This window comes from Brevundimonas sp. TWP2-3-4b1 (genome assembly GCF_049897665.1).
Taxonomy (GTDB): Bacteria; Pseudomonadota; Alphaproteobacteria; order Caulobacterales; family Caulobacteraceae; genus Brevundimonas; species Brevundimonas subvibrioides_B.
In genome coordinates, this window is the sequence record NZ_JAFCWQ010000018.1 from 49,086 (window position 1) to 70,617 (window position 21,532).

The following is a 21,532-nucleotide window of genomic DNA, read 5'->3' on the forward strand; positions in this document are numbered from 1 at the left end:
TTTCTCCATGGAGGCTCGGCCAGCGGGGCGCGAGCGACGCGTTACGGTTCGGACGGTTTCTTGGCGTCTGCCGCGAGGCTTGTAAAGCGGTCTCGGAAGGAAGTCGGTTCCCTGGAGGCGGTTTTCGCGTGCCGCGCGCAATAATCCTCCCCTATTGGGGGAGCTGGCTCGAAGGGCAGCGAAGAGACGGGGGGCTCACCGCGAATTCGGTGTTTGCGGCCGGCCTCCTCCACCGCTTCGCAGTCCTCCTCCCCGACGGGGAAGGCGTTCTAGCCCTTGGCCAGCTTCAGGAAGCGTTCGATCAAGGCCGGGTCCGACTTGAAGGCGCCCGTGAAGCGGGTGGTGATGGTCGAGACATGGCGGTGATGCACGCCGCGGGTCGTCATGCACTGGTGCTCGGCGTCGATCAGGACGGCGACGCCGGCCGGGTTGAGGTTGTCCTCCAGCGCCTTGGCGATCTCCTGGGTCAGGGTCTCCTGCGTCTGCAGACGCTTGGAGAAGATCTCGACCACGCGGGCGATCTTTGAGATGCCCACGACCTTTTCGGTCGGCAGATAGGCGACATAGGCCTTGCCCAGGAACGGGGCCATGTGGTGCTCGCAGTGGCTCTCGACCTCGATCTCGCGAAGCAGCACCATGTCGTCATAGCCCTGCACGTCCTCGAACGTGCGGCTCAGCTCCTTGGCCGGGTCGGCCGCATAGCCCTCGAACCATTCGCCATAGGCGTCGACCACCCGTTTGGGCGTGTCCAGCAGGCCTTCCCGATCCGGATTGTCACCCGACCATGCGATCAGGGTGCGCACGGCGGCCAGGGCCTCCTCGCGGGTCGGGCGGGACAGATGATCGTTGCCGACGAGGGTCGGTCTGGAGGCGTTGGCGTCCATGAAGTGTTTTCTAAGCGACCAGTAGCGCCGGAACGAAGGTTCCGGTTTGACGCGCGTCGCTCTCCCTTTTCGATGACGTCGGCTATTCGCCGCGTCGACACGGCTATATGGGACGCAGGGCCCGTCCCGCAAGAAAACCGACTGCACCGCGATCAAATGACACTGTACCTGCACGACACCCTGCGCCGCGAGAAGCGCGCCTTCGCCCCCCGGGACCCGGAACGGGTGACGCTCTACGTCTGCGGCCCGACGGTTTACGACTACGCCCACATCGGCAACGCTCGCCCGCCCGTGGTGTTCGACGTCCTCGTCCGGCTGCTGCGGCGAGAATACGGGGGCGAGAGCGTGATCTACGCCCGCAACGTCACCGACGTGGACGACAAGATCAACCAGAAGGCCGCCAAAGAGGGCGTGCCGATCGGCGAGGTCACGGCCCGCTACGAGGCCGCCTATCTGGCCGATATGGCCCTGCTCAACGTGTCGCCGCCGGACATCGCGCCCCACGTTACCGACCACATGGACGCGATCATCAAACAGATCGGCGAGATCGTGGACGCAGGCTGCGGCTATGTCGCCGAGGGCCATGTGCTGTTCGACGTGTCCTCCTATCCGGCCTACGGCGCGCTCTCGGGGCGGAACCTTGATGACATGATCGCCGGCGCCCGGGTCGAGGTCGCGCCCTACAAGAAGAACCCGCACGACTTTGTGCTGTGGAAGCCGGCCAAGGCCGACGGGCCCTCGTGGCCGAGCCCGTGGAGCGAGGGCCGTCCAGGCTGGCACATCGAATGCTCGGCCATGATCGAGAAGACCCTGGGCCTGCCGATCGACATCCACGGCGGTGGAATCGACCTGGTCTTCCCCCACCATGAGAACGAGATCGCCCAGGGCGTCTGCGCCCATGGTCACGCGCATCGCGAAGCCTCGCACGAGGAGTACAGCCGTTACTGGATGCACAACGGCTTCCTGACCGTCGATGCGGAGAAGATGTCCAAATCGGTCGGCAACGTCCTGTTGCTGCACGACCTGGTGCAGGCGATCCCGGGCGAGGTGGTGCGCTGGGCGCTTCTGTCGGCCCACTATCGTCAGCCGCTGGACTGGAACCAGTCGCTGCTGGATCAGTCGCGCAAGAACCTGGACCGGCTGTACGGGGCCCTGCGTCGCGCCGAGGCGATCGCGCCGCTGGGCGACATGCCGTCGCCCGAGTTCCTTGAGGCCATCTCCGACGACCTCAACACGCCGGGGGCCATGGCGACGATGTTCGCCCTGTCCAGCGAGATCGAGCGGGCGATGACGGCCGGAGATCACCATGGGGTGGGAATCGCCAAGGCCGAACTGGCCGCCTGCGGCCGGATCATGGGCGTGCTCCTGTCCAGCCCGGACCAGTGGTTCGAAGGCGGCGCCGACGAGTCGCTGAAGGCCGAGGTAGAGGGGCTTCTGGCCGAACGGGTCACCGCGCGCGCCGAAAAGAACTGGCCCGAGGCGGACCGCATCCGCGACCGGCTGACGGCGCTGAACGTCGTGGTGATGGACGGTCCGACCGGTGCGACCTGGCGGCTGAAGGAGTAGCGGGTTTCCTTCTCCCCTTGCGGGAGAAGGTGGCCGCCGAAGGCTGACGGATAAGGGGTCACACCGGCGGCCGGAACAGGCTGATCCCGCGCTGACCTTCGACGTGAGCCTGACCCCTCATCCGACCTCGCTCCGCTCGCCAGCTTCTCCCGCAAGGGGAGAAGGCAATCACAGCCGCCTGAACGCCGCTCCGTTCGCGTCGAACAGGTGCGCGCGCGCCGGGTCGATGTGCAGCGTCAATGCCTCGCCGACCACAGGACGGATGTCGCCGGACAGTTGCACCGTCAGGGTCTCGGGCGCACCGGCCTGAGAGACATAGGCATAGGTCGCATTGCCCAGGGTCTCGACGAAGGCGGCCTTCCCCCGGATCGCGTCGCCGGGGCCTGACAGCGTCAGATGCTCCGGTCGCACGCCCAGCATGACCGACTGACCGGTCCTGGCCGGGGCCGCGTCAACGGTGACGTGCACCGTCTCGCCCGCCGCCGTCCGCACGGTCGCGCCTGCCGCCGACGCGTCGACAACCTCGGCCGGGATCAGGTTCATCTTCGGGCTGCCGATGAACTCGGCGACGAAGCGGGTGCGGGGGTGTTCGTAGAGTGCCATCGGCGCCCCGACCTGTTCGATCACCCCGCCGTTCAGGACCACGATCCGGTCGGCCAGGGTCATGGCCTCGACCTGGTCGTGGGTGACATAGATCATGGTCGTCTTCAGCCGCTCGTGCAGCGAGGCGAACTCGTAGCGCATGCGCACGCGCAAGGCGGCGTCGAGGTTCGACAGCGGCTCGTCGAACAGGAAGACCTGGGGCTCGCGCACGATGGCGCGACCGATGGCGACGCGCTGGCGCTGGCCGCCGGACAGGGCCCTGGGCTTGCGGTCCAGCAAGTCGACGATGTTCAGGGTTTCGGCCGCGGCCATGACCCGGCGCTCGATTTCGGCCTTGTCCGTCTTCGCCAGGCTGAGGCCGAAGGCCATGTTCTGGCGCACGCTCATGTGCGGATAGAGGGCGTAGGACTGGAACACCATGGCGATGCCCCGGTCGGACGGCGACAGGGCGTTGACCCCCCGCCCGCCGATCGAGACCTCGCCCGCGTCGGCCTCTTCCAGACCGGCGATGACGCGCAGCAGGGTCGACTTGCCACAGCCGGACGGACCCACGAAGACCACGAACTCGCCGTCGGCGATGGTCAGGTCGACACCCTTCAGAACCTCCGTCGCGCCGAAGCTCTTGCGAATGCCGCTGAGTGCGACGTCGGCCATCGTGTCTCCTGTCCCGGGGTCGTCTCTTGCCGGGACTGTAAGCGGTTACGCGGAGGCGGAGAAGGAGTTTCGGTCACGATCCTTCTCCCCTCGCGGGAGAAGGTGGCAGCCGCAGGCTGACGGATGAGGGGTCACGCGGGCGTTTGAAGTGGCGGGCCGAGGGCAGATCGGTGGAGGTCAGTGTAACCCCTCATCCGACCTCGCTTCGCTCGGCCACCTTTTCCCGCAAGGGGATCAGGAAACAGGTCAGCCGTTTGGCTTCTTCTTGCCCTTGAAGGGCTTCTTCTCGCCGGCCGGCTTGCCGTGGGCGTCCCTGGCGGCCCAGGGACGGTCGCCGCCCTTGGGCTTGCCCTTCCAGGGCTTGTCCCCGGGCGCGGCCGGAGCGGCGTCGGAAGCGGGCGCCCAGGCGGTCTTCGGACGGTCGGCTTGGGGCTTCTTCACCCACGGCTTCTTGCCCTCGGGCGTCGGCGCATCGGACGTGCGCTTGACCCATTTGGGCCGTTCACCCTCGGCGGCGGCGGCCGGAGCCGTCTCGCGCTTGACCCAGGGCTTCTTCTCGCCGGCCGGCTTGTCCTCGCGCGGCTTCCAGGCAGGCTTGTCGCCATCCTCGCGGGGCTTCCAGGCCGGCTTGTCCGCACGCGGCGCGCGATCACCGCCCTCGCTCTTGTTGGCCCAGGGCTTCCGCTCCGGACGATCACCATCATCGCCGGCTGGCTTCTTGTCCCAGCGGCTGGCGGGACGTTCCTTCGGACCCGGGGCCACGGCGTCGTTGACGGTCACGCCGTCCTCGGTCCCGGCCGCGATGGCGGCGCGGAACTTGGCTTCGGCGGCCGTGGTGATCTCGAACTTGGTCTCGCGGTCGAAGATCTTGATCGAGCCGATGTCGCCCTTGGTCACGTGGCCGAGGCGGCACAGGGTCGGCAACAGCCATTTCGGGTCGGCGTTCTTGTCGCGACCGATGTTGATGCGGAACCAGACCATGTCGCCGCCGCGCGCGAAGTCGCGCAGCGGGCCGTCGGCCTGACCCCGATCGTTCACGCCGCTGACCTGGGCGCGCTTCATACGCTCGTCGTCATAGACCTCTTCCGGGGCCGGCAGCTTCTGGCGATAGAGGCGGATCAGGGAGGCGGCGACCTGTTCGGGCGTGGTGCGCTCCAGCAGCAGACGACCCAGCTCCAGGGCCTCCTCGTCCTCGACCGGGGCGGTCAGGGCGGGATCGGCCAGCAGGCGCTCGCGATCCTTCTCCATGATCATCTCGGCGCTCGGAGGACCCGACCACTCGGCGACGATCGAGGCCGACTGCAGCATCAGCTCGACCTTGCGACGGCGCGTATAGGAGACCAGCAGGACGGAAACGCCCTTCTTGCCGGCGCGGCCTGTTCGGCCCGAACGGTGCAGCAGGCCGGCCTTGTTGACCGGGATCTCGGCGTGGATGACCAGGCCCAGGTCAGGCAGGTCGAGACCGCGCGCGGCGACGTCGGTGGCGACGCAGACGCGGGCGTGGCCGTCACGCAGGGCCTGCAGGGCTTCGGAGCGCTGGCTCTGGGTCAGTTCGCCCGACAGGCCGACGACGGAGAAGCCGCGTTCGCGCAGCGACGAGGTCAAATGCTTCACCCGCTCGCGGGTGTTGGCGAACACCAGGGCGCCGGGGGCCTCGAAATAGCGCAGCACATTGACGACGCCGAGTTCGATCTCGTTGGGGGCGACGCGGATGGCCTTGTACTCGATGTCGGCGTGCGACTTGTTGCCGGCGACCGTGTCGATGCGCACGGCGTCGCGCTGATAGGTCTTGGCCAGCTGGACGATGTCGCGGGCCAGGGTGGCCGAGAACAGCAGGGTCCGGCGCTCGGGCGGCGCCGCGTCGAGAATGAAGGTCAGGTCTTCCTGGAAGCCCATGTCCAGCATCTCGTCGGCCTCATCCAGCACCACGGCGCGGGCTTCCGACAGGTCGAGGGCGCCGCGTTCCAGGTGGTCGCGCAAACGACCGGGCGTGCCGACGACGATGTGAGCGCCGCGCTCCAGCGCCCGACGCTCGACCTTGGGGTCCATGCCGCCGACGCAGGAGACGATGCGCGCCCCGGTCTGGGCATATAGCCACTGCAGCTCGTTGGAGACCTGCTGGGCCAGTTCGCGGGTCGGGGCGATGACGAGGGCTAGCGGATTGCCGAAGTCGGTGAACTTCTCGGCGTCGCCGAGCAGGGTCGGGGCCAGGGCCAGGCCGAAGGCCACGGTCTTGCCCGATCCGGTCTGGGCCGAGACCAGCAGGTCGCGGCCGGTCCCGTCTTCGGCCTGGGACGCCTCCAGCACTGCCGCCTGAACAGGAGTCGGCTCGGCATAGCCGCGTTCGGACAGGGCGCGGTCGAGCGCAGGATGACTGGCGGGGAAGGGCATGGCGGTTCCGTAGGGCGCCGGGCCCGAATTGGCGAGCGGCGCGGGGCGTTCATAGGCAGCGAGAAATCAAGCAGGGTCGAGATTTCGCGGGGCAGCGCCTTTGGTCCCCGATCAAGGCCGAATGAGGGTGATGCGGCGAGATCGTGTCGGAATCTGACCCTCGTTCCGCGAGCCAGTGACACCGGGGCCGACAGGGGGCAATGTCCGCCGGTCTTTCGGGGGTTAGAATCGTCATGCGCAACGTCCTGTTTTCCACGGCTCTTTCGCTGTCGCTGGCGGCCGCGCCGCTGCTGACGGGGCCGGCGATCGCCCAGCAGCGACTACAGCCGGGCGGATCGGTCCAGGGCGACCTGTCGCGCGGCGACGACCAGCTCGATTCCGGCGAGTTCGTCGATGTCTACGAGGTTCAGGGCCGGGCGGGTCAGCCGCTGTCGGTGGTCATGCGCTCCGACGATTTCGACGCCTATCTGATGGTCCGCGGCCCGGGCGACTTCGAGGAAGACAACGACGACTCGGGCGACGACGGCACCAATGCGGGCCTCGACGTGCGCCTGCCCGCCGACGGGACCTATCGCATCACGGCCACGAGCTATGAGCCGGGCGAAAGCGGCCGCTACACCCTGTCGATGAGCGGGGCTGGCGCGGGTGCGCGCGCCCAGGCGACCGGCGGCGGTCGAGGCCCCCAGAACGCGGGCGGCGGCATGCTTCAGCCCGGCCGTGGCGCATCGGGCGCCCTGGCCCAGGGTGACCGCAGGCTGGAAGACGGGGAGTTCGCAGACGACTGGGAACTGCAGGTCCGGCGCGGCGAGACCTACACCGTCAGTCTCGATGCCGGCGATTTCGACGCCTATCTGATGGTGCGCGGACCGGGCGGCCTCAGCGAGGACAATGACGACGATCCGGGCCAGCGCGGCGGCCGCAACAGCCGCCTGACCTTTACCGCCGTCGCCGATGGCACGGTGGAGATTTCGGCGACCAGCTTCGGCGCCAACGAGACGGGTCGCTACCAGATCCTGGCCGAACAGGGCGGACGCGCGCCCTATGCCGGGGGCGGCCGTCAGCCTCAGCCGACCTATCAACCGCCGTCGCGTCAGGCTGACGGCGTGATCCAGCTGGGCCAGACGATCAACGGGACCCTCGGGCAGGGCGATCGCCAGCTGAACAGCGGCGAATACATCAACACCTACACCCTGCGCGGCCGTCGTGGTCAGCAGCTGGACCTGCGCCTGTCGTCCCCGGCCTTCGACCCGTACATCGCCATCGAGGGACCGGGCCTGTCGGAGTTCAACGACGATGATCCGGACGCCGACGGCAGCCGCGACAGCCGCCTGTTCGTGACCCTGCCGCAGGACGGTGACTACCAGATCACGGCGACCAGCTACGAAGCCGGCGAACAGGGCTCGTATCGTCTGGCGGCCCTTCCGGCCGACGGCCGTGCGTCGCAGGGGCGTCCGCGCCAGGACTCCTATGTCGAGGATCGCGGCCAGCGTCAGGACGTCGAGGGCGGTTCGATCTCGATCGGCGACACTGTCGGGGGTGCGCTGCAATCGGGCGACGAGCAGCTGGACAGCGGCGAATACGTCGACACCTTCACCTTCACCGGCCGACGCGGCCAGCGGGTGGCGGCCGAGCTGACCTCCTCGGCGTTTGACGCCTACATCATCCTGACCACCCCCTCGGGCGAACAGCTGGACAACGATGACGGCGAGGACGGCACCAACAGCCGTCTGGACACGGTTATCCAGGAAGACGGCGAGTATCAGGTGATGGTCACCTCCTACGCCGCCGGCGAGACCGGCTCTTACCGGTTCTCGGTCGTCCCGAGCCAGGGATCGCCGCGCCAGGCGTCGGTCCAGGGCGGTCCGCGCGTCTTCGCCATCATGGTCGGTGTTTCCGACTACGGTGATGTCGCCAACGATCTTCCGTACACGGATGAAGACGCCGAGAAGCTGGCCGAGACGCTGCAGCGGGGCGGGGTGTTGAACCCCTCCAGCGTCGTGCTGACCAATGCCGAGGCCACCGTCGGCGGCGTGCGTCGCGCCTTCCAGGAAGTCTCGCGTCAGGCCGGACCGGACGACATGTTCCTGTTCTTCTTCTCCGGCCACGGCAGCCAGGAAGACACCCAGGCCAGCGCGGTGGAGCCGGACGGCCGCACCGAGTCCATCGTCCTGCGCGACGGCGAGATCACCGACCAGGAGATGGCCCAGCTGTTCGGCGGGCTGAACACCCGCCTGTCGCTGCTGGTGCTCGACAGCTGCTTCTCCGGCGGCTTCGCCCGCAACGTGGTCGACCGCCCCGGCGTCATGGGCCTGTTCTCGTCCGAGGAGGACCTGACCAGCGCGGTGGCCGACAAGTTCGAGGCCGGCGGCTATCTGTCCCACTTCCTGCGCGCCGGTCTGGCCGGGGCGGGCGACGGAGACGGCGACGGCGCCGTGACGGCGGGCGAACTGGCCACCTATCTGCGCCGCCAGTTCGTCGCCGAGGTCGATAACGTCGAGGCCGAGACCATGGAAGGTCAGCGCAACTACCAGAATCTGGTCATCGACCGGGGCGGGGTGCAGGTGGACGACGTCGTCCTGCGCCTGGCCTCCAGCGGCTATAACTCTGGTTCGCACTGAGCCTGTCCCGAGTCCAGTAGGAGTAAAGCCGATGACCATCCTTCGCGCCGCCGCCGTGGCTGCCGCCGTTCTCGCCCTCGTCGCCTGCCAGCAGCAGGCGGCCAGGGCCCCGGCCGTCCCCGCGACCCCGGTCGCCGAGGTGGTCAGCGGCGCGACCGGCGTCGATCAGGCGGTCGCCTGCATGGCCTATCTGGCCCTGAAGCAGGGGGCGCTGGAGGCCCGGACGCCCCCCGGCGACGTCACCGCCGTCCGCGCCGCGATGAACGACTGGGAAGGCCTGGCGCTGACGTCTATGACCCAGGACGAGGTGACCCAGTATTTCGCCAGCTCCTTCGCTGTCGAGGACGACGCCTCACCCGGGAAGATCGAGGTCACCTCGGCCTGGTGCCTGGCGAACAAGCCCGCCGCCTCCTGATTCATGGGCCTCGCCTCGCGGGGCTCGTCTGGTGCATGAGGGGCGCATGAGCGCGACACCAGGTGACAGCCAGGGCCATTACGCGGAGCTGGAATACACTGCCGGCTACTATCACGAGCTGGGGCCGGCCCATCTGCGGTTCTGTGGCCTGATCGCAGGGGTCGATGTCGCCGTTCCACAGGCTCCGACCTACCTGGAACTGGGCATGGGGCAGGGGGTGTCGCTGGCGGTTCACGCCGCCGCCAACCTCGGCGACTATTGGGGCGTCGACATCAATCCGGCCCATGTCGAGAACGCCCGCGAGCTGGCGGCCTCGTTCAACGGCGCCCTGCAGCTGGACGCCCGGAGCTTTGAGGCGTTCGCGGCCCGGGACGACCTGCCGCTGTTCGACATCATAACCCTGCACGGGGTCTGGAGCTGGGTTTCGGACGCCAGCCGGCGGGTCATCGTCGACCTCATCCGGGACCGGCTGAAGCCCGGAGGCGTCGTCTATTTGAGCTACAATTGCCAGCCGGGCTGGGCGTCGCGGTCGCCGGTGCGCCACCTGCTGAAACTGGGCCATGCCGCGCGACCGGGCGGCGACGCCGAAGCCCGGATCGAAGCGGCGCTGGAGTTCATGGAGGAGGTCGCCGCCGCCGACGGCCGCTTCTTCGCCGAGAACCGCCCCGCCGCCAGCCATGCCGCGTCCCTGCGCAAGGTCGGCGCTCAGTATATCGGCCACGAGTATCTGAACGCCGACTGGCACGTCCCGTATTTCTCGGAGGTAGCACAGGCCCTGGCGGAGGCGGACCTCGGCTTCGTCACCTCCGCCCGCCTGCTGGACCGGGTCAACGCCATCCATCTCGCGCCCGCCGGCGTCGCCCTGCTGGACCGGCAGAAGGATAAGGTCCTGCGCGAGTCCGTCCGCGACTTCCTGGTCAACCAGCAGTTCCGCCCCGATGTCTTCGCGAAGGCCGCACGCACGCTGTCGCCCTCCGAACAGGCGGCGCGCCTCGACGCCCAGGCCTTCGTTCTTATCTGCGGCCTCGACGAGATCGACTTCCAGCTGACCGGCGCCCAGGGCGAGGTCGTTCTGTCCGAGATGATCTACGACCCCCTGGCCGTCGCCCTGGCGGACGAAGACTTCCGCCCGAAGACGACGACCGAGCTGATGGCCGCGTCCGGCGTCTCCACCCTCCGGCGCAGCGACGTGGTCGCCGCCTTGATCAACCTCGTGGGTATGGGCGTGCTCAGGCCGGCGCAGGCCTTCACGCCTGAAATCCGCGCGCGATGCGACGCCTGCAATCGCCTCGTCCTTGACCGCGCGGTGACCGGACCGCACCTGAAACATATGGCCTCGCCCGTGACCGGCGGCGGCATCCTGACGCCCCGGTCGGCCCAGCTGTTCCTGCGCGCCTGGCTCGCCGGCGCCCGCACGACGGACGAGATCGCCCTGTCGGTCTGGCAGGTGTTCGAGGCCACGAACGAACGGGCCGTGCGCAACGGCCACGAGGCGGTTACTCCCGAGGATAATGTGGCGGCGATCGGCCATATGGCGCGCCGCTTCCTCGACCAGACCGTACCCCTCTATCGGGCCCTGGCGATCCTGTAGCCGATCAGTCCCACGACCCCGTCGGCGGCGCATAGGCGTCCATGGACTGAAGCAGGGTCGAGATCAGCCGTCGTTCTTCCTCGTCCAGCTCGGGGCGCCAGACGTCGAAGATCAGGACGATCCGCGTGCTGTCGCTGCGGTTCCAGGCCTCGTGTTCGATCGAGTCGTTGAACATCCAGGCCTTGCCTTTTTCCCAGGTGCGGGTCTGGTTGCCGACGCGGAACACGCAGTTCGGCGGCACGACCAGCGGCAGGTGGCACAGCAGCCGGGTATTCACCACGCCGGTGTGAGGCGTGATGTGCGCGCCGGGTTTCAGCTGCGAAAAATTGATCAGCGGCGAGCGGCCGTTCACGTGGCACAGGGGGGCTGCGTTCATCACCGCCATCGTGTCGCGGAAGCGGGCGACGTTCTCCGTCTCCCGGCCATCCTTCCACAGGTAGTAGGAACTCCAGTCCATGTTGTCGGTCAGTTTCGACGGCGCACGAATTATCATGTCATCCTTGGACCGGACGTAGGGCTCGAAGGCCTTGTCCTCGTCGATGACGTTCATGACTTCCGCGGTGACGGCATCCGTGGCGTCCTCGACCGCGTCCATCCAGGGCGTCGCCTCGCGTGGATAGAACTCCACGTCCGGGAGGCCCGGGTAGTAGAGAAACCGTGGTTGCTGGACGTATAACTTGCGGCGGCCGGTCAGGACCTCCAGGGCGTGGGTGAACCGCTCCGGCGCCCTGCCCTCGCGATAGCCGGCGTCGGCCAGTTCGGAGCGCACGAAGCCCTCCAGATCGGACTTCAACTGTTCCCGTCGCGCCCTCGTTCGGGCCACGCCCGCGACCAGGTCCGGAGCCAGGGAGGGATGGCCGGCGGCCGCCGCCTCGACCAGTCCGAAATGCGCATTGGCCTCTCTGCGCTCGCCCTTGGCCGCCAGGGCCTCGGCCTTGACCAGCAGGGCTCGCAGCTGGCGGGGATCAAGCTGTAAAGCGCGGTTCGCCGCGTCCAGCGCCGCATCCGTCTCGTGCAGATTCCAGAGGGCGGTGGCGAGCAGGGCATGGGCGCCGGCGTCTGCCCGACCCGTGGCCGTGGCCTCTTCCAGCCGCGCCCTGGCGGAGCGCCAGTCGCCGGCGCGGAACGCCGCCATCGCGGCTTCGAGAATGGGACGGTCGGAGGGAAGCCACTGCATGGCGCGTTCCTAGCCCGCGTCCGCCTTCGCCTCAATCACCGTCAGCCGTAGTGCGGGATCGGACCCGGCTGCGGCGTCCGGTGGGCAGGTTGCCGAAGGCCTCGTGCACAGAGATCCGCCCCAACGGTCCGGTCTTCAGGCGGTCCTCGCAGCCCCCGGCGCGCGCCGTCACGGCGTTGACCGTCGTCAGGTGTCCGCAGCGGTCGCTCATGACACGGGTTTCCTTTCGCCGACGATCGTGGGGATCAGTTCCGACACGGTCGGGTGAATATGCACCGTGTGCTGCAGGGTGGACGCTCGGGCCCCTGAGGCCATGGCGTTCACGACGGCATGGATCGCCTGGTCACCGCCGGGGCCGAGGATGGCGCCGCCCATCAGGATGCGGGTGATGAACTGGACAGTGACCTTGCGCTCATCCACGCGCCGGGCGAGGCTCATAACGAACATTGTTCGCTCGCCGTATCGCTCGACAGCGGCGACCCGGAGGATCAGGGTCAAGACCCAGTTGTTGAATGAGCGCTCCATGTCCGCACGCCTCCGCCTCGCCGTCCTCGCCGCCTGCGTCGTTTCCGCCTCGGCCGCGGTCGCCCAGGAAGGCCGAGTCGATCCGGAGCGGCTTAACGCGGCTGTCGCCGTGCTCGCCGGGGATGAATTCGAGGGCCGCGCCCCGACCACGCCGGGCGAGGAGAAGTCGGTCACCTGGATCGCTGGACAGTTCCGGGCCCTGGGCCTCGAACCCGCCGGCGACGACGGCACATACTTCCAGACCGTGCCGATCAACCGCTTCGTCCAGGACGGACCGGCGGTGATCACGGCCAGGGCCGGCGGCGAGACGATCACGCTCCGGCGCGGGACCGACATCATCGCCAACAGCCATCGGCCTCAGGACCACATCACCATCAGCGAAGCGCCGGTGGTGTTCGTCGGCTACGGTGTGAACGCGCCCGAGCGCGGCTGGGATGACTTCAAGGGTGTCGATGTGCGCGGCAAGGTCGTGCTGATGCTGGTCAACGACCCGGACTTCGAGGTCGCCGCCGACAGCCCCACGGCCAACCGTTTCGACGGCCAGGGCATGACCTGGTACGGTCGCTGGGTCTACAAATTCGAGGAGGCGGCCCGACGCGGCGCGGCGGCCGTCTTCGTGATCCATGAGACAGCGGGCGCCGGCTATCCATGGAACACTTTGCAGAACTCCTCCACCGCCCCCGGCCTGGACATCGTCCGCGCCGATCCGGAGCGTGAGCGGGTTCAGGCCCAGGGCTGGATCCAGCAGGAACAGGCGGCGCGGTTGATGACGGCGGCGGGCCTCGACTATACGACCCTGAAGACAGCGGCGCAGTCGTCGGACTTCCGGCCCGTGGCCCTGGACGGGGTGACGATGTCGCTCGATTTCGGCCAGACCTTCAGCCGCCTGACGACGCGCAATGTCGCCGCCCGCCTGCCCGGAACGACCCGTCCGGACGAGACCGTCCTGTACGGGGCCCACTGGGACGCCTACGGCCGCGCGGTGGCCAATGCGGCCGGCGACGACATCTATAACGGCGCCGTGGACAACGCGACGGGCGTAGCGGCGGTGCTGGAACTGGCGCGGCTCTACGCCGAGGCGCCGCGCACCGATCGCTCTGTCCTGTTTGTTTCCTGGGCGGCGGAGGAGGCCGGGTTGCTCGGCGCCTACTACTATGCGGCGCATCCGCTGGTTCCGCTGGAGACCACGGTGGTCAACATCAACATGGACAGTTTGCTGCCCGGCCCGGCGTCGTCCGAGATCGTGGTCATCGGCTTCGGCAAGACCGACGCCCAGAATCGGCTGGCCGATCTGGCGTCGGAGGAGGGGCGGTCCCTGATCCCTGATCCGGCCCCCCAGGTCGGCGCCTTCTATCGCTCGGACCATTTCCCGCTGGCCAAGATGGGCGTCCCGGCCCTGTTCGCCGCCGCCGGCTTCACGGGCGCGTCCGACGCCAGCCGCGCCTATGTCCGCGACCGCTATCACCAGCCGACCGACGAATGGTCCGCCGACTCGTCGATGGAGGGGGCGGCCCGGGACGTGCAACTGCTTTACCGGGTCGGCCGCGATCTGGCCGAAGGCCCGGACTGGCCCGCCTGGACGCCCGGCAACGAGTTCGAGGCCGTGCGTCAGGCCAGCGCGGCGTTACGAGAGGAATGAGGGATACGGGTGGAGGAGAGAGGCTCTCGCCTCGAACCGAAACCCCGCGGGCAGGGTTGGTGTGGCGGCTGCCCGCCAGAAGAATGGTGGATGCTGCAGGGATTGAACCTGCGACCCCCTCGGTGTGAATGTCGCTTTATCCCATTTATGACAGTTTTCTAACGTATCTGCTCGTTCCCAAGTCACTGAAAAACAGCGAAAAATAAGAATACCGTCGTTCTTTTGGTCTCTTGAGGTATCCTCGAGTTCGATCCATCTGGTATCTATTTGGTGTCGGAGAAGTGTCGGGGGCGTCCCGATCCAGGCTCGGGAGTGGATGAAAATGTACGCTCAGACAGCTCGGATAACCAAGCGGACGGTCGATGCGATCCCAACGCCGGCCAAGGATGAAGGTGAGGCGCGTCTCTGGGACACCGACCTGAAGGGCTTCTTCCTGCGGGTGTATCCATCCGGCCGCCGTGTCTATGCCTTGAAGTACCGTTCCGGCCCCTCTCAGAAGATTTTCACGGTCGGGGTACATGGCTCGCCCTTCACGCCTGAAACGGCCCGAGCCGCAGCGTCAGCGGCGTTGCGCCGGGTTTCTGACGGTGAGGACCCGACCGCAGAGAAAAAAGCGGCGCGGGAGGCCCTGACCGTCAGCGTGCTGATTGCCCGCTACATCGAAGACGGGCCGGCGACCAAGCCCGGGAAGCGGCAGAGCACCTGGGAGAACGATGCCTCCAACCTTACCCGCCATATCCTGCCGCTGCTGGGTCGCAAGGTCGCCAATCTGGTCACCAAGGCCGAGGCCGCCAAAGCCATCCAGGACATCACGCTGGGCAAGACCGCGGTCGATGAGCGTGGGGATAAGCTGAGAGGCCGGGCGATCGTCAAGGGCGGTGCGGGCGTGGCTCGGCGAACGAGGATGACCACGGCGGCGATGTTCTCCTGGGGCATCGAGCATGGGTTGGTGAAATCGAACCCCTTCGCCTCGCTCAAGATGTCGACCCCGCCGCAAAGAGAGCGGTTCCTGTCCCGGGACGAGGCAGGTCGCCTGCTGGACGCTCTCGACAGCCTGGAAGCAGATGGGGGGATCAACCCGGCCTTCGGAGACGCCATTCGGCTGCTACTGCTCACCGGAGCTCGCAAGACCGAGATCCTTGGCCTCAAATGGCGTGAGGTGAACGTTGATCGCAAGACGCTGCTCCTGCCGCCAGAGCGTACGAAGGCGGGCGGTCAGAACGGTGAGCGACGGATCATGCTGTCCCCACCCGCGCTTGCGATCATCGAGCGGCGTCGTTCGGCGACCAGCCGGCCAGAGGGGTTCGTGTTTCCGGCGCTGCGCGGTGATGGTCACATCATCGGTGTGCGACGCGGCTTTGCCCGGGCATGCGAAAGAGCGGGACTAGAGAACGTCCGGATTCATGACCTGCGGCACAGCTTTGCGAGCTTTGCCATCGCCGATGGAGCCACTCTGTTCCTGGTCAGCAAGCTGCTCGGCCATGCCAATGCGCGCACTTCCGAACGGTATGCCCATCTCAGCGGGGACCCTCTTCAGGATGCTGTCGCCGCGATCGGGGAGAGGTTGATGCCAGCCCGGCTGCCAGAAGAGATTGAGCCTCACGACGATGGGCTTGCTGATCGATGACCGTCGAACTGGGCGATCAGGACCGCGACGCGTTCTTGAGAAAGCTGCTCACGGAGGTGGCGGCAGGACGCCTGGGTCCGGACGAGGCTGATGAACGCGCGTGGGAGGCCGGATGGGTCTCACTGTCCAATCTCATCGCCCCTGAGGACGACTGGCCCCGAACAAAACCAAACTGGACGGTTCCGATGGTGCTCGCCTGGATCAGTTGGCGAACCTACAGCGAGGTCCGCGAGTGGGACCGTGACTATCTCTCCAAGCGGCGGGAGTGGGGCAGGCTGGACCCCGCAGAAACGAACCCGGGAAGCCTGGGCGGGTTCGCACTGTTCCGGCGCAACGAGCCCAACTCCGCTCAGTTTGCCCGATGGGGGAACAAGCGGTTTGGGCCTTGGGTCGTAGGGCGTGATGAAGGACCTGCCGTGCTGCAGGCCGCACCTGCAGCAGATGCCGTCTCTCTCCTTTTGGACGCGCTTGCTGAGGAGATGCTCGTTGCGTCGGCCATCCCGCCAACGGGTGGGGCGAACATTGATGTGCCGGCGAGGGAGTTTGCGGATCTCGAGTTCAGGGTCGGCCCTACCGGCGAAGATGCTTGGCAGTTCAGGCACGAGCCAAATGTCTTGGTCTACAGGTCCATTCGTTTCCACCGACGAGCCGTCCTTCGTATCTGGCCGGCGCACAGGGGATCAGATCTGGAAGAACGCGCAGAGTTCGTGATCAGCCCAATAGTCGATGATGCGGGTGCTCGGGAGGCCCTCTATTCGGCGATCGAGGCCGAGGAGTTCGAACCGGACGACGGCAACCAGGGCGGCGCTCCGCGGATGGTTAAGTGGGGGCCGCGCCAGCTTGAAGAACTAAGCCGGCTCAACGAAGAGAGCGTCCGGGACAGAGGCCGGCCCCTGACCATTCGCGAAACCGTGCTGTGGGCAAAATCTAGAGGCATCTCACGAGAGGGTGCCCGAGAAATGCGAAAAGTACTTCGCGAAAGGTGTGAAGCGGTCGGTCGAGGGCCAGGCGGCCCTCGGAAAGAAGTAGGCGGCTAAGTGGCCCCGCCTATCTGCCGCCTATCTCGACCGCCCATTTTGCAGGGAAATAACAAGCTCCTCGGAACCACGGAGACATCTTCATGGAAGCGCGGAGTACGAGATTGCCCCAATCCCTTCTGACCACCGCTGAGGTCGCCGACCTTCTTCAGCTCGCCGAAATCACCCTGCGCAAATGGCGCCTGACCGGGACTGGTCCCCGGTTTGTCCGATGTGGCACCAGCGTCCGCTACCACAGCGCCGACCTGGATAGCTGGATCGCAAGTCGCACCGTGGCCTCCACCAGCGAGGTGCGCGCGTGACCGATCGACCTGAAGAAAACAGCGCTGAGCTGGGCGTAGGCTCCAAGGCTGGCGCTTCGGGCATCGCCTCGACAGGGGGAGAGACAAACGGGTCGGTGGATGCTCCGACAGGATCTTCGGACTCTCACGTGGCCAGTGCAGATCAACTGGATGCCGAGCGGGTTTCGGGTCCACTGAGCGGTCCTGATCGCCATCAAGACCGCAGAGCGGTGGTTGAGGGTGGTAGCTCACAACTGCCTTCGTCGCTGTGGAAGTTCCTTCACAGCGACGACGTTAGGCCGCTGTCCCTTCGCGCCATCTGGCCGAAGCACAACAAGCCAAGCCGTCCAGTCCAGAACGTTACCGTCACCGCGAGGGACTACCCAACGGGCGCTGACCGCCGACAGGCCTTTGAGGCCAAGGCATCGAAGCTAAATGCTGAGGGGTACAACGTCTACACGGTCATGAACCCCATCCGCGAGGACTTCACCGACGGTGGCGTCCGCGACGCAGACATCGCCTTTCGCGACCTCTTGCTCGTCGACATCGATCGAGCGGTAACAAGCGATTGTCCAGCGTCAGACGAGGAGATCGAGGCCGCTTCTGCGTTAGCGGATCAGGTGGCGGCGGACCCGGCCCTGGAGGGCTTGGAACTGCGGGCTCGCGTCATGTCCGGCAACGGCGTGCACCTGTACTACTCACTGGAGCAGACGGCGAACGATGAGGCGTCCAAGACGTTAGCCCGGGAGCTCCTCCAGTTGCTGGCGCGGAAGTTCGACAACGACGAGGTCAAGATCGATCAGAGCGTGTTCAACGCCTCGCGCATCACCAAAGTGCCCGGCACAGTTGCTCGCAAGGGTGCGGTGGCTGAGGGGCGTCCTTACCGGGTAGCACAGGTCATCTGGCCGTGACCGTTGCCCTGCAGACCGCGATCGAACGGCTAAAACGCGACTTGGGTGTGACGGAGCGCCCTCTTGCGGACTATCGGCCACCCTTCGCCGGGAGGGAGGTGCTGAGGTCAGGCAGTGAGGCTGGGAGCCCGCGGGCTGTGGCCAAGCTGCGGGAGGCGCTAAGGGTCATCACATCTGACGTGCCTCGCGGCAACGGCAGCGTCCTGAATGCAGACGGTAATCCTGCCGACGACTACTGGCTTGGCGTGGTCTGGGCCATCGCTGGGCTGAACTGGCCGTCCGGTGAAGCGCTCGCGCGGGAGTGGTCGATGACCAGCGCGCGGTACGACAATGACAAGTTCACAAAGGAGTGGAAGGCGTTCAACCCGTTCCACAGTAACCCCGTCGGGATCGGGTCGGTCTACAGGCTGGCTAAGGTTCACGGCTGGGTTGATGATGCCCACGATAATCCGTTGGCCCAGCGGTCACGCTACCAAATCCTGCAGCGCGCCGACATCATTGCCATTCCGCCGATCCAGTGGCGCGTGAAGGGGCTTCTGCCGACAACGGGGCTGGCGGCGATCTACGGACCCAGCGGATCGGGTAAATCGTTTCTTGCCCTGGACCTTGCGTTCGCCATCGCCAGCGAAGAGCTGTGGTTCGATCGCCGAACAACCCAATGCCCGGTCACCTACGTCATGCTGGAAGGAGAAGCGGGGCTCCACAACCGAATGGTGGCTTGGGAAAAACATCACGGCAAGAACAGCCCTGCCGCCTTTGGTGCCATCGTACAGCCGTTCGGGCTGATGATTGAGCAGGACCTCGCTGACCTTGGCAGTGTGCTCCCTCTCGATGGGGTGGTGATAATCGACACCCTCAATCGAGCAGCGCCCACTGCAGATGAAAACTCGAGCGCTGACATGGGGAGTATCCTCAAAGGGGCGAAGCAGCTCCAACAAATCACCAACGGACTCGTCATCCTCGTTCACCACACCGGCAAGGACACATCCAAAGGGCTCCGCGGGCACAGCTCGCTTCATGCAGCGCTGGACGCTGGTGTGGAGGTTGAGCACTCGGCCTCGGGCCGCAGCTGGCGGGTCGGCAAGGCCAAGGACGGCGAAGACGGCATTGGCGTAGCGTTTGCTCTGAGACGCATTGTTCTCAGCTTGGACAGCGACGGCGACGAGGTGACCAGCTGTGTGGTCGAGCGGAATGCTGGTGCCATGTTCGCTCCTCGGGAGCCGTCAGGAAAGAACCAGATATCCGCGCTCAGAGCAGTACGGGAGCGCCTGGCAAAGGCGACAATGACAGGCAAGGCAAGGTGTGGTTCTCAGACGCGGTGCATCACCGCTGATGAGGCAAAGGCGGCTGTCGTTGAGACGTTAGCACTGAAACCAACCAACAAGCGCAACAACCTAGCCCAAGGTCTGTTGGACAGATTGTACGCTGATGGTTTCCTCATGGCGGGGGTCCACGAGGCAGGTGAAGGTTGGGTGTGGCATGCGTCCTAAAAGTGCAGACCGAAAAGTCCCCCCTTAATAGGGGGGGCGGACTTTTCGGACTTTGGTCTGGGAAGCTGTTTTGTCCGAAAGGTAGCTTTTGGACTTTTCGGACATCAAAATCATCCTTACGTTTTCGATGCTCTCGAGACCTATGTATTCGGCGGTATGTTTATTCGGACCCCAATGGATTACTGTTGTTTTCAATGCAGGAGGCTTGATCATGTTCGCCAAGGGGCAGAGCGGTAACCCGAAGGGCCGCAAGCCCGGTACGCCCAACAAGGCCACCCGGACGGTGCGAGAGACCTTCGAGGCGGTGTTCGTTTCGCTACAGTCGAGCGACAAGGCAAGCTTGCGTGTTTGGGCAGAGGCTAACCCCAGTGATTTCTACAAGCTCTCCACCAAGCTTATGCCGGTTCAGGTTCGCGCAGAGATCGATCATCGGGCTGAGCTAAGCAATACGGACCGGGCTGCACGGCTCGCATCGCTACTGGCGAGGGTGGCGGCGCGCGAGGCTGAGGCGGAAGCACCAAAAGCACAAAGCACTGGCTCAGCGCAAAGCGCATTTGGACAACGCTAATCCCGTAGTCACCGTCTCTTCGGGGGCGGAGACACCCCATTCAAGCGCGTGGACGACCGTAGCTTCCGCCGCAAGAGCCATGCTTTAACGGCTCGAACAATCAGAATGTGCAGCTGCGAGCTCCGCGGTTACCTCTTGACGGGCCTGAAGGCCGGTCGCAAAACAAACCCAACATCAAGAGAGCGGTCATCGTGGCCGTCGCCAACCTGCCCATCCCGGGCGAAGGTGGCTCCCCGAAAGGGGGATGTGGCCGACCGGCAAAAGTACGGGCTCCCAGGGTCACATCCCCCTTTCGTGGTTCTCGCTGATGCGTAGGAGAGCCACCCATGTCTCGTGTTTCCGTCGGTTGTTTACCGCGAATAGAGGGGCTGTTTACGTCCGAGAGCGTCGCAGACGGCCATCCAGACAAGATCGCAGATCAGCTGTCCGATGCCGTTCTCGATGCCGCCCTGGCGCAGGATCCCAATGCCAGGGTCGCAGTCGAGGCAGCGATCAAGGGATCGTCGGTCTGGCTGTTCGGAGAGCTGACCGGACACGACCTCAAGCTCGACTTCGACCAGATCGTTCGCGATGTCCTGTCGTCCATCGGTCATCCTGAGGGCCGCTGGGGAGTGGAGCTGGGCCGATTGGATGTTCGGACCTCCATAACCCTGCAGTCGACTGAGATCGGCGAAGGCGTGGGCAGTGGAGCGAACACTGGCGCCGGCGACCAGGGTATGATGTTCGGATTTGCCTGCCGCGAGACGCCTGAGCACCTCCCAACGCCCATCGCCCTGGCCCACCGACTGATCCGCCGCCAGCGCGAGGTCCGTGACCGGCTCGGCATCCTCGGTCCTGACGCCAAGGCGCAGGTCAGCGTTCGCTACGAGGACGGCAAGCCCAAAGGCCTGCAAACCGTTGTAATTAGCAGCCAGCACTTGGCCGAAGCCTCCCTGTCAGAGGTCCGCGAGATCCTCCGCGACGAGATCATTCGCCCCGTGCTTGGGGCCGATGCCGATACAGCCGAGCTCCTGCTCAACCCAGCCGGAACCTTCATCCAGGGCGGACCGGTCGCCGACGCCGGCCTCACCGGTCGCAAGATCATCGCCGACACCTACGGTGGGTTCGCCCGCCACGGGGGAGGCGCCTTCTCTGGCAAGGACGGCACCAAGGTCGATCGCTCCGCCGCCTACGCCTCTCGGCAGCTGGCCCTTACGGTCGTCGACGCCGGGCTCGCCACGGCCTGCGAGGTCCGTCTGGCCTACGCCATCGGCGTCGCAGAGCCCGTGGCGGTCCATCTGGATCTCGAAGGAGGGAGAACTCTGTCCCTCGACCCCAAGGCCGCTGCCAGCCTTCTGGAGGCCTTGCGCCCGCGTGCCATCATCGATCGGCTGGGTCTCACCCGTCCAGGCTTCTTGCCGACCGCTGCCTTCGGTCATTTTGGTCGGCCGCAGTTTTCGTGGGAGCAGCCGGCTGGCGATGCCCTCCTGGGCGCACCGGGTGCGGCTGACGGATACAGGTTCGTCGCCGATGCCGAAGCCGTCGCTGCATCGGTCGGGTGAGCGAAAATGGAGAA

The 21,532-nt window shown here is 66.1% G+C and carries 18 protein-coding genes and 1 riboswitch; of the genes, 12 read left to right on the top strand and 6 right to left on the bottom strand.

Annotated elements, in window-relative coordinates:
• Window positions 1-269 precede the first annotated feature (269 nt).
• A complete protein-coding gene (folE, locus tag ACP7A5_RS13415; RefSeq protein ID WP_303694410.1) occupies window positions 270-884 on the bottom strand; it encodes a GTP cyclohydrolase I FolE in 615 nt (204 codons plus the stop codon).
• A gap of 156 nt (window positions 885-1,040) precedes the next feature.
• On the opposite strand from folE, the gene cysS reads away from it, so the two are divergent.
• Complete coding sequence (gene cysS, locus ACP7A5_RS13420) at window positions 1,041-2,450, top strand: cysteine--tRNA ligase (RefSeq protein ID WP_426042377.1); 1,410 nt, start codon at window positions 1,041-1,043, stop codon at window positions 2,448-2,450.
• A 168-nt stretch (window positions 2,451-2,618) separates the two neighbouring features.
• Here cysS and ACP7A5_RS13425 read toward each other — a convergent pair whose 3' ends face one another.
• A complete protein-coding gene (locus ACP7A5_RS13425) occupies window positions 2,619-3,707 on the bottom strand; it encodes an ABC transporter ATP-binding protein (RefSeq protein WP_426042378.1) in 1,089 nt (362 codons plus the stop codon).
• A gap of 246 nt (window positions 3,708-3,953) precedes the next feature.
• Window positions 3,954-6,098 (bottom strand): DEAD/DEAH box helicase, encoded by a 2,145-nt coding sequence (locus tag ACP7A5_RS13430; protein ID WP_426042379.1) that lies wholly within the window; start codon window positions 6,096-6,098, stop codon window positions 3,954-3,956.
• Between the two features lie 233 nt (window positions 6,099-6,331).
• Between ACP7A5_RS13430 and ACP7A5_RS13435 the strand changes: the two genes are divergently transcribed.
• The 3 genes from ACP7A5_RS13435 to ACP7A5_RS13445 are packed head-to-tail and all read left to right on the top strand — an operon-like array spanning window position 6,332 to window position 10,722.
• Window positions 6,332-8,716: a pre-peptidase C-terminal domain-containing protein gene (locus tag ACP7A5_RS13435; RefSeq protein ID WP_426042380.1), complete on the top strand. Its 2,385-nt coding sequence runs from the start codon at window positions 6,332-6,334 to the stop codon at window positions 8,714-8,716.
• Between the two features lie 31 nt (window positions 8,717-8,747).
• Window positions 8,748-9,131 carry a hypothetical protein gene (locus tag ACP7A5_RS13440; RefSeq protein WP_426042381.1) on the top strand — a complete coding sequence of 128 codons (384 nt, stop codon included), beginning with the start codon at window positions 8,748-8,750 and terminating at the stop codon, window positions 9,129-9,131.
• 46 nt (window positions 9,132-9,177) lie between these two features.
• Window positions 9,178-10,722 (top strand): class I SAM-dependent methyltransferase, encoded by a 1,545-nt coding sequence (locus tag ACP7A5_RS13445; RefSeq protein WP_426042382.1) that lies wholly within the window; start codon window positions 9,178-9,180, stop codon window positions 10,720-10,722.
• 4 nt (window positions 10,723-10,726) lie between these two features.
• On the opposite strand, the gene ACP7A5_RS13450 is transcribed toward ACP7A5_RS13445, so the two are convergent.
• From ACP7A5_RS13450 to ACP7A5_RS13460, 3 genes are read right to left on the bottom strand one after another with little or no spacing between them, the layout of a single operon-like run.
• Window positions 10,727-11,899 (bottom strand): aspartyl/asparaginyl beta-hydroxylase domain-containing protein, encoded by a 1,173-nt coding sequence (locus ACP7A5_RS13450; protein WP_426042383.1) that lies wholly within the window; start codon window positions 11,897-11,899, stop codon window positions 10,727-10,729.
• Window positions 11,900-11,930: 31 nt separating this feature from the next.
• Window positions 11,931-12,110: a hypothetical protein gene (locus ACP7A5_RS13455; protein ID WP_426042384.1), complete on the bottom strand. Its 180-nt coding sequence runs from the start codon at window positions 12,108-12,110 to the stop codon at window positions 11,931-11,933.
• Window positions 12,107-12,424 (bottom strand): hypothetical protein, encoded by a 318-nt coding sequence (locus ACP7A5_RS13460; RefSeq protein ID WP_426042385.1) that lies wholly within the window; start codon window positions 12,422-12,424, stop codon window positions 12,107-12,109. Before ACP7A5_RS13460 ends, ACP7A5_RS13455 begins: the two co-directional genes overlap by 4 nt.
• Here ACP7A5_RS13460 and ACP7A5_RS13465 point away from each other — a divergent pair.
• The 8 genes from ACP7A5_RS13465 to metK all read left to right on the top strand — a co-directional run bounded on the left by ACP7A5_RS13465 (window position 12,423) and on the right by metK (window position 21,518).
• Window positions 12,423-14,063 (top strand): M28 family peptidase, encoded by a 1,641-nt coding sequence (locus ACP7A5_RS13465; RefSeq protein ID WP_426042386.1) that lies wholly within the window; start codon window positions 12,423-12,425, stop codon window positions 14,061-14,063. The two genes, ACP7A5_RS13460 and ACP7A5_RS13465, sit on opposite strands and share 2 nt — an antisense overlap.
• Window positions 14,064-14,379: 316 nt before the next feature.
• Entirely contained in the window at window positions 14,380-15,690 is a 1,311-nt protein-coding gene (locus ACP7A5_RS13470; protein WP_426042387.1) for a tyrosine-type recombinase/integrase, read from the top strand.
• On the top strand, window positions 15,687-16,727 hold the full coding sequence (locus tag ACP7A5_RS13475) for a hypothetical protein (RefSeq protein ID WP_426042388.1): 1,041 nt from the start codon (window positions 15,687-15,689) through the stop codon (window positions 16,725-16,727). The genes ACP7A5_RS13470 and ACP7A5_RS13475 overlap by 4 nt, the downstream gene beginning before the upstream one ends.
• Before the next feature lie 104 nt (window positions 16,728-16,831).
• Window positions 16,832-17,029, top strand: coding sequence for a helix-turn-helix transcriptional regulator (locus ACP7A5_RS13480; RefSeq protein WP_426042389.1), 198 nt, complete (start codon window positions 16,832-16,834; stop codon window positions 17,027-17,029).
• A gap of 128 nt (window positions 17,030-17,157) precedes the next feature.
• The gene (locus ACP7A5_RS13485; RefSeq protein ID WP_426042390.1) at window positions 17,158-17,919 is read left to right on the top strand and encodes a hypothetical protein; all 762 of its coding nucleotides are present in this window, start codon (window positions 17,158-17,160) and stop codon (window positions 17,917-17,919) included.
• Window positions 17,916-19,409: an AAA family ATPase gene (locus tag ACP7A5_RS13490; protein WP_426042391.1), complete on the top strand. Its 1,494-nt coding sequence runs from the start codon at window positions 17,916-17,918 to the stop codon at window positions 19,407-19,409. The genes ACP7A5_RS13485 and ACP7A5_RS13490 overlap by 4 nt, the downstream gene beginning before the upstream one ends.
• Window positions 19,410-19,620: 211 nt before the next feature.
• Complete coding sequence (locus ACP7A5_RS13495) at window positions 19,621-19,977, top strand: DUF5681 domain-containing protein (RefSeq protein ID WP_426042402.1); 357 nt, start codon at window positions 19,621-19,623, stop codon at window positions 19,975-19,977.
• 166 nt (window positions 19,978-20,143) lie between these two features.
• Window positions 20,144-20,252, top strand: a riboswitch (SAM-I-IV-variant riboswitch).
• A 51-nt stretch (window positions 20,253-20,303) separates the two neighbouring features.
• Complete coding sequence (gene metK / locus ACP7A5_RS13500) at window positions 20,304-21,518, top strand: methionine adenosyltransferase (RefSeq protein ID WP_426042392.1); 1,215 nt, start codon at window positions 20,304-20,306, stop codon at window positions 21,516-21,518.
• The last annotated feature ends 14 nt before the right edge of the window (window positions 21,519-21,532 follow it).

What these genes read in the sequence shown, in the direction of transcription:
- folE (WP_303694410.1), bottom strand. Translation starts at nt 884, where the DNA reads ATGGACGCCAACGCCTCCAGACCGACCCTCGTCGGCAACGATCATCTG.
- cysS (WP_426042377.1), top strand. Translation starts at nt 1,041, where the DNA reads ATGACACTGTACCTGCACGACACCCTGCGCCGCGAGAAGCGCGCCTTC.
- ACP7A5_RS13425 (WP_426042378.1), bottom strand. Translation starts at nt 3,707, where the DNA reads ATGGCCGACGTCGCACTCAGCGGCATTCGCAAGAGCTTCGGCGCGACG.
- ACP7A5_RS13430 (WP_426042379.1), bottom strand. Translation starts at nt 6,098, where the DNA reads ATGCCCTTCCCCGCCAGTCATCCTGCGCTCGACCGCGCCCTGTCCGAA.
- ACP7A5_RS13435 (WP_426042380.1), top strand. Translation starts at nt 6,332, where the DNA reads ATGCGCAACGTCCTGTTTTCCACGGCTCTTTCGCTGTCGCTGGCGGCC.
- ACP7A5_RS13440 (WP_426042381.1), top strand. Translation starts at nt 8,748, where the DNA reads ATGACCATCCTTCGCGCCGCCGCCGTGGCTGCCGCCGTTCTCGCCCTC.
- ACP7A5_RS13445 (WP_426042382.1), top strand. Translation starts at nt 9,178, where the DNA reads ATGAGCGCGACACCAGGTGACAGCCAGGGCCATTACGCGGAGCTGGAA.
- ACP7A5_RS13450 (WP_426042383.1), bottom strand. Translation starts at nt 11,899, where the DNA reads ATGCAGTGGCTTCCCTCCGACCGTCCCATTCTCGAAGCCGCGATGGCG.
- ACP7A5_RS13455 (WP_426042384.1), bottom strand. Translation starts at nt 12,110, where the DNA reads ATGAGCGACCGCTGCGGACACCTGACGACGGTCAACGCCGTGACGGCG.
- ACP7A5_RS13465 (WP_426042386.1), top strand. Translation starts at nt 12,423, where the DNA reads ATGTCCGCACGCCTCCGCCTCGCCGTCCTCGCCGCCTGCGTCGTTTCC.
- ACP7A5_RS13460 (WP_426042385.1), bottom strand. Translation starts at nt 12,424, where the DNA reads ATGGAGCGCTCATTCAACAACTGGGTCTTGACCCTGATCCTCCGGGTC.
- ACP7A5_RS13470 (WP_426042387.1), top strand. Translation starts at nt 14,380, where the DNA reads ATGAAAATGTACGCTCAGACAGCTCGGATAACCAAGCGGACGGTCGAT.
- ACP7A5_RS13475 (WP_426042388.1), top strand. Translation starts at nt 15,687, where the DNA reads ATGACCGTCGAACTGGGCGATCAGGACCGCGACGCGTTCTTGAGAAAG.
- ACP7A5_RS13495 (WP_426042402.1), top strand. Translation starts at nt 19,621, where the DNA reads ATGTTCGCCAAGGGGCAGAGCGGTAACCCGAAGGGCCGCAAGCCCGGT.
- metK (WP_426042392.1), top strand. Translation starts at nt 20,304, where the DNA reads ATGTCTCGTGTTTCCGTCGGTTGTTTACCGCGAATAGAGGGGCTGTTT.